Origin of the sequence: Dietzia sp. MNB45 (assembly GCF_051994785.1) — a bacterium.
Classification (GTDB): Bacteria; Actinomycetota; Actinomycetes; order Mycobacteriales; family Mycobacteriaceae; genus Dietzia; species Dietzia kunjamensis.
On record NZ_CP163397.1, the window covers coordinates 3,147,008 to 3,158,870 of the forward strand.

12 protein-coding genes are annotated in these 11,863 nt (G+C 71.0%); 2 read left to right on the top strand and 10 right to left on the bottom strand.

What is annotated here, in order from left to right; translation table 11 throughout:
* Nucleotides 1–4: 4 nt before the first annotated feature.
* The 5 genes from AB5G72_RS15120 to AB5G72_RS15140 form a co-directional block, all read right to left on the bottom strand.
* A complete protein-coding gene (locus tag AB5G72_RS15120; RefSeq protein WP_440220281.1) occupies nt 5–1,528 on the bottom strand; it encodes an alpha/beta hydrolase in 1,524 nt (507 codons plus the stop codon).
* Nucleotides 1,506–1,907 (bottom strand): hypothetical protein, encoded by a 402-nt coding sequence (locus AB5G72_RS15125; protein ID WP_132062461.1) that lies wholly within the window; start codon nt 1,905–1,907, stop codon nt 1,506–1,508. Before AB5G72_RS15125 ends, AB5G72_RS15120 begins: the two co-directional genes overlap by 23 nt.
* A 143-nt stretch (nt 1,908–2,050) precedes the next feature.
* Complete coding sequence (locus AB5G72_RS15130) at nt 2,051–2,617, bottom strand: DUF1648 domain-containing protein (protein ID WP_440220282.1); 567 nt, start codon at nt 2,615–2,617, stop codon at nt 2,051–2,053.
* Between the two features lie 38 nt (nt 2,618–2,655).
* Nucleotides 2,656–3,924 (bottom strand): formate-dependent phosphoribosylglycinamide formyltransferase, encoded by a 1,269-nt coding sequence (gene purT / locus AB5G72_RS15135; RefSeq protein ID WP_440220283.1) that lies wholly within the window; start codon nt 3,922–3,924, stop codon nt 2,656–2,658.
* A 113-nt stretch (nt 3,925–4,037) separates the two neighbouring features.
* On the bottom strand, nt 4,038–4,916 hold the full coding sequence (locus AB5G72_RS15140; protein WP_440220284.1) for a hypothetical protein: 879 nt from the start codon (nt 4,914–4,916) through the stop codon (nt 4,038–4,040).
* A 265-nt stretch (nt 4,917–5,181) separates the two neighbouring features.
* Here AB5G72_RS15140 and AB5G72_RS15145 point away from each other — a divergent pair, with 265 nt between their 5' ends.
* On the top strand, nt 5,182–6,279 hold the full coding sequence (locus AB5G72_RS15145) for a CaiB/BaiF CoA transferase family protein (protein WP_440220285.1): 1,098 nt from the start codon (nt 5,182–5,184) through the stop codon (nt 6,277–6,279).
* Between the two features lie 65 nt (nt 6,280–6,344).
* On the top strand, nt 6,345–6,713 hold the full coding sequence (locus AB5G72_RS15150; protein ID WP_440220286.1) for a GntR family transcriptional regulator: 369 nt from the start codon (nt 6,345–6,347) through the stop codon (nt 6,711–6,713).
* Nucleotides 6,714–6,793: 80 nt separating this feature from the next.
* Here AB5G72_RS15150 and AB5G72_RS15155 read toward each other — a convergent pair whose 3' ends face one another.
* The 5 genes from AB5G72_RS15155 to AB5G72_RS15175 form a co-directional block, all read right to left on the bottom strand.
* Complete coding sequence (locus tag AB5G72_RS15155; RefSeq protein WP_120286410.1) at nt 6,794–7,309, bottom strand: hypothetical protein; 516 nt, start codon at nt 7,307–7,309, stop codon at nt 6,794–6,796.
* Between the two features lie 390 nt (nt 7,310–7,699).
* The gene (locus AB5G72_RS15160) at nt 7,700–8,383 is read right to left on the bottom strand and encodes a hypothetical protein (protein ID WP_440220287.1); all 684 of its coding nucleotides are present in this window, start codon (nt 8,381–8,383) and stop codon (nt 7,700–7,702) included.
* A 205-nt stretch (nt 8,384–8,588) separates the two neighbouring features.
* The gene (locus tag AB5G72_RS15165) at nt 8,589–9,875 is read right to left on the bottom strand and encodes an adenylosuccinate synthase (protein WP_440220288.1); all 1,287 of its coding nucleotides are present in this window, start codon (nt 9,873–9,875) and stop codon (nt 8,589–8,591) included.
* A 107-nt stretch (nt 9,876–9,982) separates the two neighbouring features.
* Nucleotides 9,983–10,900 carry a biotin-dependent carboxyltransferase family protein gene (locus AB5G72_RS15170; RefSeq protein ID WP_440220289.1) on the bottom strand — a complete coding sequence of 306 codons (918 nt, stop codon included), beginning with the start codon at nt 10,898–10,900 and terminating at the stop codon, nt 9,983–9,985.
* On the bottom strand, nt 10,897–11,838 hold the full coding sequence (locus AB5G72_RS15175; RefSeq protein WP_440221513.1) for a 5-oxoprolinase subunit B family protein: 942 nt from the start codon (nt 11,836–11,838) through the stop codon (nt 10,897–10,899). The genes AB5G72_RS15170 and AB5G72_RS15175 overlap by 4 nt, the downstream gene beginning before the upstream one ends.
* Between the last annotated feature and the right edge of the window lie 25 nt (nt 11,839–11,863).

The following is an 11,863-nucleotide window of genomic DNA, read 5'->3' on the forward strand; positions in this document are numbered from 1 at the left end:
GGGATCAGTCCGTCTCCGCGACGAGCCGGCCGATCTCGTCCAGTGACACCGTGCCCGGGTCGAAGTAGCGGGAGTGCGCGCTGCGCACAGAGTCGGCGCCCGAGCCAGGCTCGGTGACGTCCACCGCGAGCCCGCCGAACTCCCCGGTGCCCGGCCGTCCGCCGAGCACGCCGGTGACCGACCACCACGGCACCGGATCCCAGCGCGAGGCGACTCCCACCACCTCGTCCTGTCCCGCCCCACGCGCGACGCCGGCCTCGTCGACCCGTTGCACGGCGATCGAGTCGACACCCGCGCCGGGACTGCCGATGTGGATCATCCGGTCGGCTGCCAGCCCCAGCGGGTCCGCGGCGGTCACCCCCAGGACCACGGACCCGTAGCTGTACCCCACCGCGGCGTGGGGGGCATCGTCGCCGTCCACGCGCTCCACCGCGTCCAGGCCCGCCGCGAACGTCCGCAGGTCCGCGACATGCGCTCGCGCGGGTGCCGTCGAGGAGCCGGCGGCCGTGACGTCGGCGGGCGCGTCGTAGCCCTGCCACGACACCGCAACGCAGGACTCGACAGCCGCACCGGGTGCGGAGTCGGCGGCACCGGGATTCGAGCCGGCCCCGTCGAGGCCCGAGGCGGCCGCCTCGCACACCGCCTCCGCCCGGCCGGCGGTACGAGCGAGCGTCTCCAGCGACGACCCCGTTCCCGGGATGAGCGTGACCACCCGGTCGGCGGTGTCGGGATCGGCGCTCGCGACCACCGCGCGACCGTCCGGGTGCAGGTCGAGCAGATGCCGTCGCGGGTCGGCCTCGAGATGCGCGGCCAACGCCGACAGGGCCGGCGCGACACCGTCGAGCCCGTCTCCGCCGGCGCCGGTATCGGCCGCGTCGAGCAGTCGGCGCAATCGGGTCCGGTTGATCGCATCCCGCGTGACCGACGACAGGCCGTCCACCGAGCCCAGCTCAGGGTGGTCTCGGGCCAGCCTGGCCCGGTCGGCAGGCCCCAGCCCGTGCCACACTTCGGCGACCGCCCGGGGATCGTCGTCGGTCGATCCCGACAGGTCGATGCACGGGCGCGTCGCCGGATCCGTGTGCCCGGTGAGATGGTCGGCAGCTTCGCGCAGCCGCTTCGCCAGGCCGCGATCCGCCTCCCCCACCGCCATGGTGTCCCCGGTGCCGGGCGCGGCGAGTTCGTCGTCGCTCCAGCTGATCACCGCCCGCGCCAGCCGCGCCCCCTCGGCCCGCAGGACGTCGGCCACATAGAGGCAGTTGCCGGAGACCATCCTGGCCTCGGCGGCAGCGTCAGCAGCGCGGCTGCGCGCCCGGGCCCCCGCGTGGCCGGACCACCCGCCCTCGTCGGCCATTCCACCGACCGCCGCGCCGCTGCCTATCCCGTCACCGGCCACCGCGCCGCCCAGTCGGCGGGCGACCATGTCGAGGTCCTCGGCCGACTCGGCGATCCGCCGACCCACCGCCGCCGCCCGCGATTCGGCGTGGTCGATCGCCACCACCAGCGCCTCAGCCCGCTGTCCCGGTGACACCGCGGGCCACCTCCTCATCCGCCTCCGCCAGCAGTCCGGCGGCCCGGGCCATCGCCTCCGCGATCCGCCGGCTCTGCGACTCGTGCTCCCGGGCCCGCCGGGCGAGCAGGTCCGCGCACTCGGCGAGCGCGGGACCGGTGAGCAGCGCCCCCGCACCTCCGGCCGCCATGCCGGCAGCCGCCGCTGACGCCTCCTCCAGCGCCGCGACCAGATCCGCCGCACTGGCGGCCGTGTCCACGCCCGCGTCGCGGACCCGGGCCGCCTCGGCCGTCACCGCCGTCTGCTCGAACGCCAGGAGCACGGCCCCCAGCGGGCCCGCCTCGGCCGTGGCGCCCGGCGCGGCGACCCCGCCACCGGCTCGCTCCCCCTGCTCCGCCATCGTCCCCACTCCCCTCCGGCCCGGGCATCCGGGCCGTTCGAGAGGTCACGCTATGGGCGGAGTACGACGCACAGGGCCCGCCAGCGGGGGCCTGTGGATGAGGTCGACGACCATTCACAGGCCCGGGCGAGCCGGTCCGTCTCTCAGCGCAGGTCGGGCTGTTCGGCGTACCGCCCGCCGACAAACATGCGAGCGAGCACCGCTCCCAGCCCGACGATGAAGACCACCAGGGCACCCGGAAGCGCCCACCCCGGCATCTGATCGGTCCCGGACCGGGCAGCCATCACGATGCCCACCTGTCCCGCCACCAGCAGCGCGAGCGTCAACGCGGTGATGAGCCACAGGTCCTCACGCAGCAACCTCTCGAACCTGCGCAGTCGGGCTCCGGAGGCAGTCCACCACTGCTTGTTGGGGGCGTTGATGAACTCGGGAGCCGACACCACCAGCCTCGACATGAGCGGCATCGGCAGGACGACCAACAGCGGCAGTAGCGCGGAGAACGCCAACGCGCCGTTCCTGGTCGACCAACCGTCGGCCTCGCCGCCCGCGCCGAAGTGCGTCGGCACCCGATCCGGCAGGACGGCCACCTGCCAGGCCAGCACGCCGAGCCACACCAGGATCACTGCCACGGACAGCGTCAGGATCCACGGCGCCGTCGGCTCCTTCGGCAGATCGCGTGCGTCGTCTGCCGCGGACCTCGTCGTCGTCATCTCGCGGCGCCCTCCCAACCCACGATCACCGGCCGCACCTACCTCACCACCGTCACACGCGAGGCGGCCTCACGCGCGCGCTCACGGGCGATCTCGACATCCTCGCCGGTCGCGACGGCCACGCCCATCCGGCGGAACTCGCTGGCCGACGGCTTGCCGAACAGGCGGACATCGGACTCCGGCACGGCGAGCGCGCGGGCGACACCGGCGAAGCCGACGCCCTCGACGGTCCCGTCGCCCTCGGTGCCGTCCTCCGCGATCCCCGTGCCGCCGTAGATCACCGCGGACGCGCCCGGACTGGCCATGGTGGTGACCACCGGCAGACCGAGGACGGCGCGCGCGTGCATCTCGAACTCACTGAGCACCTGGCTGCGCAACGTCACGAGTCCGGTGTCGTGGGGACGGGGGCTGACCTCGGAGAAGTAGACGTCGACGCCCTTGACGAACAGCTCCACGCCGAACACGCCGACCCCGCCGAGCGCGCCCGTCACCCGCGCCGCGACCGACCGCGCCGAGTCGTAGGCGTCCTGGGTCATGGCCTGCGGTTGCCACGACTCCACGTAGTCGCCGCGCTCCTGGCGGTGGCCGATCGGCTCGCAGAAGTCGGTGCGGATCTGCCCCGTCTCCGGGTCGACGCTCCGCACGGTGAGCAGGGTGATCTCGTACTCGAAGTCGACGAACGACTCCACGATTACGCGCGCCCCCGCGACGCGGGCGCCGGACTGCGCGTAGTCCCACGCCGTTTCCACGTCCTCGGGACCGTGGAGGGACGACTGTCCCTTGCCCGACGACGACATGGTGGGCTTGACCAGGCACGGGAACCCGATCCGGGAGCACGCCTCCTGCAGTTCCTCCAGTGAGGACGCGAACGCGAAGCGGCTCGTGGGCAGGCCCAGCTCCTCGGCGGCGAGGCGGCGGATGCCCTCGCGGTCCATCGTCAGGTGCACGGCGCGGGCGGTGGGCGCGACGCGGGCGAGGCCGTCCTGTTCGATCTGCGCGAGCGAGGCGGTGGCGATGGCCTCGATCTCCGGCAGGATCACCTCGGGCTTCTCCAGCTCGACGACCCGGCGCACCTCGTCGGCGTCGGTCATGTCGATGGTGTGCGAGCGGTGCGCGACCTGGTGCGCCGGGGCACCGTCGTAGCGGTCGACCGCGATGACCTCGACGCCCAGACGCTGCAGCGCGATGGTCACCTCCTTGCCCAGCTCCCCCGAGCCGAGCAGCATCACGCGGGTCGCGGTCGGCGTGCCCGGCGTGCCGAAGCGGTCCACGGTGGGCGGGGCGAGGGGATCGTGGGGGTCGGTCATGTCGACCACGCTAGTAGACCTGCGACGACGGCCGAAGTGCGGCTGAACAGACTATCGGGCCCGGCACCGTGAGGTGCCGGGCCCGACCGGTCGAACATTGTGGTGCGTTGCGATCACTCCGCCGGTTCAAGCGGGGGGAGGTCGTCGGTGTCGTCTCCACCGCTGCCGGCCTCGCTGAACCCGGAACTCATGAACGAGCTGCCCTCGCCCTCTCCGTCCTCCGAGCTGGCCGCAGCGAGCGAACCGAGGACGTTAGCGCCCATCTCGACGCTGCCGCCGGAGATGGATCCCGCGGAGACGGGCTCCACGGAACCGCCGGGGACACGACCGTTAATCTGGTCCGCGACCACTTGCGGATCGATACCGAAGTTGGTTATCAAACCGCCCAGCGTGCCGTCCTCGTTCACGGGGACACAGAGGACGATGCCGACGGCCGGCGTCTCCGGGGACAGCGCGGTCCACGTGACATCCGTCCCGGCCTCGACCAGGACAGAGCGGCCCGGCTGACCGAACACGAACGGGAAAACGTTCTGAACGACGTTGTTCTCGACCACGGGATCATCGAGCTCCACGGTCGGAGCTCCCTCCGCGTCTGCGAGAAGGTGGGTCAGTCCGCCGCCCGCCTCGATGGCAGTGATGAGCGCGATCCCGGCCGCGAGGTCGCCCTCCGGGTAGTCGGTCTCGAGGTTGTTGTCTTCGATCGTCGAGTACGGGGCGGTGGCCCCCAGGCAGCGCTGGTCGGCATCCGACTCGTTGGTATAGGTGACAGTCGGGCCACCCTCCTCATTCGGCGCGACCGTGACGGGGCCGCTGAGAGCCTCGCCGGCGGTCTCGAGATCCCCGGCGATCTCGCCGAGGTTGATCGAGCTACTGCCGAGCGAACCCGTCGACTCGTCATCCTGGGCGGAGGCGATGCCGGCACCCGCGAAGGTGGTTCCGGCAGCGAGGGCGACGGCCGATGCTCCGGCCAGGAATCGGTTACGAACGAACATGAATGCTCCTTGCAGTGAGGGAAAGTCACCACATCGAGGACCGCGGTGACACTCGCAGACGCTCCGGTGAACGCCTACGTTGAGCGTGGCATAGATCACACCGACAGGGGTCGTAAGCGGCGCAAACTTTAGGGTTCTATAACTAAATGTTAATTTTCTTATCATCGCTGGCCACAGGCGCAACAGCAGTACCGGCCACCTGCCTCTAACCCGCTCGACGGTTAGGCGATAATGTGTGTTCAAAGCCACACGAAAGGGCACACCTGTGACCAGTTCCTCTTCCGGCCCCCTTGCCAGCATCCGCGTCGTCGAACTCAATGGCATCGGCCCCGGCCCCCACGCTTGCATGATGCTGGCGGACCTGGGCGCCGACGTCGTCACGGTCATGCGCCCCGGAGAGCTCGCCACCCAGGTCGGCGGCTGGGCGCACATCACCCGCCGCGGCCGGACCGTGGTGGAGGCCAATCTCAAGAGCGACGAGGGGCTGGCGCAGGTTCGCGACCTCATCGGCAGAGCCGACGTGCTGGTCGAGGGATTCCGCCCCGGGGTCACCGAGCGCATGGGGCTGGGCCCCGACGAGTGCCTCGAGTTTAATCCGCGCCTGGTCTACGCCCGTATGACCGGCTGGGGCCAGCACGGCCCGCTCGCCCACACCGCCGGCCACGACCTCAACTACATCTCGCTCACCGGCCACCTCAATGCGATCGCCCGTAAGGGCGAGCGCCCCGTGCCGCCGCTCAACCTCGTCGGCGACTTCGGCGGCGGCTCGATGTTCCTCATCCAGGGCATCCTCGCCGCGATCATCGAGCGCGCCACCTCCGGCCAGGGGCAGGTCATCGACGCCGCCATGACTGACGGCGCATCGGTGTTGGGCCAGTTCCAGTGGGCGATGCGTGCCCGCGGCCAGTGGTCGGACGTCGCCGGGACCAACATGCTCGACACCGGGTACCCGTTCTACGACGTCTACACCTGCTCGGACGGCAAGTACATGGCGGTTGGTTGCCTTGAGCCGCAGTTCTACGCCGAGTTCGCCCGGCTGTTGGGCATCAACGGCGAGGGGATGCCCGGCCAGTTCGACATGGACCGTTGGGAGGAACTGCGCGAGATCATCGCCGGGAAGTTCGCCGAGAAGCCCCGTGACGAGTGGGCCGAGTTGTTCTACGGCACCGACGCCTGCACCACGCCGGTGCTGACCTACACCGAGGCGCTCGACCATCCGCACAACGTGGCGCGCGAGACCTTCGTCGAGGTCGCCGGCGATGCCGGGCCCGCGCCCGCGCCGCGCTTCTCTCGCACTCCGGCCCCCGCGGTGCCGGTCGCGCCCCCGACCGAGGCCGCCGCGATCGACCAGGTGTGGGCCTGAGCATGACCGATCCGGGGGCCGCGCCTCGATCGGCGAACGATAGCCCTCCGGCTGGTGGTTCCCGCGTGGCCGGGGTCGTCCTGATCGTCGATCCCGCATCGTCCGACCCGCCGTTCCGTCAGCTCAAGGGCCAAATCGTCGAGGCGGTCTCACGCGGGAAACTCACGGCGGGAACCCGCATGCCCGCTGTGAGGAAGCTGGCCGAAGAGGTGGGTGTCTCCACCGCCACCGCTGCCAAGGTGTACCGCGAACTCGAGGAGGCCGGCGTGCTCGAGGGGCGCGGTCGCTCGGGCACGTTCGTGGCGGCCGCCGACATGGCCAACGCAGCGCTGACGCGGGCGGCAGAGGAGTTCGTCGAGCGCTCGTCGGGCGCCGGCTTCGGCCTCGAGGATGCCTTGGAGGCCGTCCGCAACGCGTTCAAGAACCTGGACTGACGGCCCACTCCAGCAAGTGAACGCAAAACGCCCCGCCACCTCGTGTGGTGGCGGGGCGTCGCGCTCAGGTGCTCCGCTTATCAGCTACCGAGCGAACCCATGTCGAGCGAGCCGAAGAGCCCGCCGGGCTCGTAGGCGAAGGCGACCTCGTCACCGCAGGTCGCGACCGCGCCCGAGCGGTAGTCCGCCTCGGGATCGTAGCTGCCGACGCCGGTCCAGTCGACGCTTGCGCCGGCCGCAACGGTCGCCGAGGCGAGGGCGTTCTTGCCCTCGGCATTGGCGGCCTGGATCTCGTCGTCGTACTGGGCCCATGCCTCGGTGAAGGTCGTGTCCTCATCGATGGCGTTCTCGACGTCCGACACAACGTCCGCGTCAGTGACGCGGATAACGCAGGTGAGATCCGCCTCCGTGTTGTTGGTGATCTCACCGCCCACGACCTCGGTGTCGCCCGCGACTGTCAGCGTGACAGCGTCGGGCGCCGACGACCCCAGCGAACCGAGCGACTGGGCCTGGGCGACCCCGGCACCGCCCAGAACTGCAGCGGCACCGAGAGCCGCAGTGGAGATGGAAGCACCAAGCTTGGTGGTAAGACGCATGGATTAGGCCCCCTTGCGTTGCGAAACAGCGGCCGAATCTCGGCCACGCTGACCGATGCTAACCGCATTAACACATGGCGTGAATCACCTTGACACCTTAAAAATCTGAATCCTTCCTTATCGAGGGGCGCTGGCAACGACTGTGTTGCGTGACGTCTCAGGTCGCCGTCCCGATCTCCGGCACCGATAAGTGGCCGACCGCAGTGCGCCGAAGCCCAGCGACGCGCCGGGCTCCGGGAGCGCTGACGGCGGTTCGCTGGAGTTGCCAGCACCGCTTTCGAACTGCCTCAGATTCCCGGCCCGCCGCCCTGATCCACGACCAGATCCCGGAATACAGACCTCACCCCCCGGCGAAGCTCGGGCGCCGGGGGTGAGGTGGATCCGGGCTCGTCAGCTCCCGAGCGAACCGGTCAGGCTACCGAGCGAGCCCCCGACGTCGAGCGATCCGAGAATACCCCGCCCCTGGGTCGTGGAGACGTACTCAGCATAAGAGAACGGCATCGCATCCTGCCCCTCGACGGCCTCGTAGTCGAACTCTTCGTTGGGTTCGACACACAGGACCAACGCCTCGGCCTGGTAGCCGGTCGGGGCGGGCACGTCCCACGTCATGGACTCATCGCGGTCGATGAACACGTCGGGGAGCTCAGGGTCGAAGCCGACTCCGCCGCCGGTGGCACCGACGACCGTACCGTCGAAGAGTAGCCCAAAGATCCGCGCGGCCATCTCTTCAGTCTCGTACTTCTCGAGCGTGTCGCTCATCGCCTCGCTGGCGTCCGCGGTCAGGCTGTTAACCCCGTACCGATCGACGTGCGCGTCGAACGCCTTGATGACCTCTGCCGGCGCGGAGTACCCCATGCATGCGACGGACCGGTCGGTCTTGTTCGTGTACGTCACCTCGACCCCGTCATCGGTTCGGTCGGAGACCAGGATGGAAGGCGACTTCGTGGTGAAGTCGCCCGCAGCGACACTGCCCGTGTCTCCGCCGATCTGGGCACTGGCCGCGCCCGACAAGGCGGTGACCGAGGCAATGGCGGCAGCCGCGGCGACGACTCCGAGGCGGGTGGAGGAACGCATGTGATGCTCCGTTCTCGAGGGGGTCGGCCGGTTCCGGCCGCTCGCCTCCCATCTCACCCCGGCGATCCGGGGCGCGTTGTCACCCGTTCTGACGACATGTGTCGTACGTTCACACCAAGTCCGCCCCCACTAGCCACATGAGCCTCACCTGCCCCAGCGCGGGCGATCGGGGGACGCGGTCGGCCTGAGCGGACCGGTGCCCGCCCTACCCCAGGATGTCGCGCCGCACCACGTTCTGGTCGCGCCCCGGGCCCACGCCGATGTACGACATGTGGCAACCGGCGAGCTCCTCGAGCCGCAGCACGTAGTCGCGGGCGGCGGGCGGCAGGTCGCTGAACTCGCGCGCCCCGGTGATGTCCTCGTCCCAGCCGGGCATGGTCTCGTAGATCGGCGTGGCGTGGTGGAAGTCGGTCTGCGTCATGGGCATCTCGTCGTGCCGCACGCCGTCCACGTCGTAGGCCACGCAGATGGGGATCTCGCCGATGCCGGTGAGGACGTCGAGCTTGGTGAGGAAGTAGTCGGTGAAACCGTTGACGCGGGCTGCGTAGCGGGCGATCACGGCGTCGTACCAGCCACAGCGGCGGGTGCGGCCGGTGTTGACGCCCACCTCACCGCCGGTGACCTGCAGGTACTCGCCCCACTTGTCGAACAGTTCCGTGGGGAACGGCCCGGCGCCCACGCGGGTGGTGTACGCCTTGACGATGCCCAGCGAGTGCGTGATCCGGGTGGGGCCGACGCCCGCGCCCACGCAGGCGCCGCCGGCAGTGGGGTTGGACGAGGTGACGAACGGATAGGTGCCGTGGTCCACATCGAGCATGGTGGCCTGCCCGCCCTCCATGAGGACGGACTCGCCGCGGTCCAGCGCCTGGTTGAGCATCAGGGCGGAGTCGCAGACCATGGGCCGCAGCCGGTCGGCGTAGCCGAGGAAGTACTCGACCATCTCCTCGACCTCGACCGCTCGACGGTTGTAGATCTTCACCAGGATCTGGTTCTTGAGGTGCAGTGAGCCCTCGATCTTCTGGCGCAGGATCGACTCGTCGAAGATGTCCTGCACGCGGATGCCCACCCGCGAGACCTTGTCCGCGTAGGTGGGGCCGATGCCGCGGCCCGTGGTGCCGATGGCCTTCTTGCCCAGGAATCGCTCGGTGACCTTGTCCAGCGCCTGGTGGTACGGGGCCACGAGGTGGGCGTCGGCGGAGATGCGCAGCCGGGAGGTGTCGGCGCCGCGGGCCTCGAGGCCGTCGATCTCCTCGAACAGGGCCTCGAGGTTGACCACCACGCCGTTGCCGATCACCGGGGTGGCCGTGGGCGACAGGATGCCGGCGGGCAGGAGCTTGAGCTCGTACTTCTCGCCTCTCACCACCACGGTGTGGCCCGCGTTGTTCCCGCCGTTGGGCTTGACCACGTACTCGACGCGGCCGCCCAGGATGTCGGTGGCCTTACCCTTGCCCTCGTCGCCCCACTGGGCGCCGATCAGAACGATCGCTGGCATGGTTCGCTTTCACCTCGAAAAGAGTCGTCTACACGGTGAGGGACGGGCACATTGTCGTGATTCCGCGCACACCAGCGCTCCAGAGTAGTCGCATCCGCGCTCTCACCCTAGTCGCCGACCCCCCGCAGCCTGCGCAGTCGCACGGGCGTTCCGGGCAGGAGCTGCGAGATCCTGTCCGCCGAGCGGGCGGTGAGCACCCCGATCACCGGGTAGCCGCCGGTGACGGGGTGGTCGGGGCCGAACACGACGGGTGAGCCGTCAGCGGGGATCTGCACCGCGCCGCGCACCATGCCCTCGCTGGGGATCTCGCGCGTGTCGAGGCGCGGGACGGGCCGGGCGGGGTCGATGCGGACGCCCACCCTGTCGGCGTGCCCGCTGACGTGCCCGGTCGCGGCGAGCACGTCCCACGCGGCGGGCGGGAACAGGTCGTCGCGCGGCCCGGGGATGACGTCCAGCTCCACGGATTCCCTGGCGCCGGTGACCGCGCCCCCGCCGACCACACCCCGGCCGGCGGCGACCTGCCAGCCGTCTGCCCACGGCCCCACCACGGCGTCGCCGACGTCCAGCACGTCGCCGGCCACGACGGGCGGTGGACCCAGCCCTGCCAGGGTGTCGCGCGATCGACTGCCCAGCACCGCCGGGACGTCGATTCCCCCGCGCACGCCAACGTAGCTGCGCACCCCGGCGACGGGCCGCCCGATCTCCAGCGTCGACCCGGCGTCCAGTCGGAGGACCTCGCCGGTGGCGACGGTGCGTCGGGAACCGTCGGGGGTGACGACGACGACGACGAGGGCCTCCGCTCCCGTGACCGCCACGACCACGGGCTCATCCGTCCTGACCGCCAGCCCGCCGAGCAACACCTCGAGCACGGCGGCCGCCGGGTCGGTGCCGACGGCCCGCAGGGCGGTGGCCGCGGCGGCGCGGTCGGCGGCCCCGGAGGCGGTCACCCCGACCGAGGCGTGGCCGGGGCGGCCGAGGTCCTGCACGAGCGCGGACGGTCCGGCCCGCAGCACGAGCAGGCTCATCGGGTTGCGTCCGGGCTCGAGGCGCCGCCTGCCGTCCGTCCGCCCATCTCGCGGAACCCGCGCCCGCCCACCTCGCGGAACCGGACGGCCATCCCGGGGGAGAGCAGGGCCGGGTCGGGCCGGTCGAGGTCCCACAGTCGGGCGTCGGTGGTACCGAGCAGTTGCCACCCGCCGGGTGAGGCCCCGGGGTAGACGGCGCAGAAGCGGTCCGCCAGGCCGACAGACCCGGCCCGGACCCGCGCCCTCGGCGAGTCCAGCCGTGGCACCGCAGGCAAAGCGGGTTTCGCCGACGGCCCTGGGGCCGCCTCGGTCACACCCGCCCCGCCCGCATCCGCCCCGCCCGCATCCGCCCCGCCCGCGTCCAGCTCCCGCGCGTCGACGAGGTAGAAGAAGCCCGGCGCAAACCCGCCGAACGCGGCCCGCCACGTGATCGAGGAGTGCGTGCGGACCAGCGCTTCGGTGGACATCCCGGCGAGGTCGGCGACCGCGGCAAGGTCGGGCCCGTCGTAGCGGACGTCGATCGTCACGACGCCCCCTCCCGCGCCCGAGCTGCCCATCGACGCCGCACCCGCCTCCGCGCCCGCGTCCCCGCCCGCATTCGCGCCCGCATCCCCGACATCCGCTACTCCCCCTCCGGATCCGCTATTCGGATCAGAAGCGCCGATCCGGAATCCGGATAGCCGATCTCGGGAGGGCCGATTTGAGGAGGGCCGATTTCGGGAGGGCAGATTGCCGGAGGGCGGCGGAGCGACGGGGTGATCAGCGGGGTCCGCGAGCAGGGCCTCCAGTCGCCGCCGCAGTCGGGGTAACGCAGAGGAGTCGCGCACGGTCACCAGCACCGTGCGGGCCGCCGCCACCACGTCGAGGGCGTCCGGTCGCCACTGCTCGATCCTCGCGGCCAACGAGACCGCCTCGGCCAGATCGGCACAGTCGAGCAACAGTGCGGTCTCCCCGCAGCGGCGG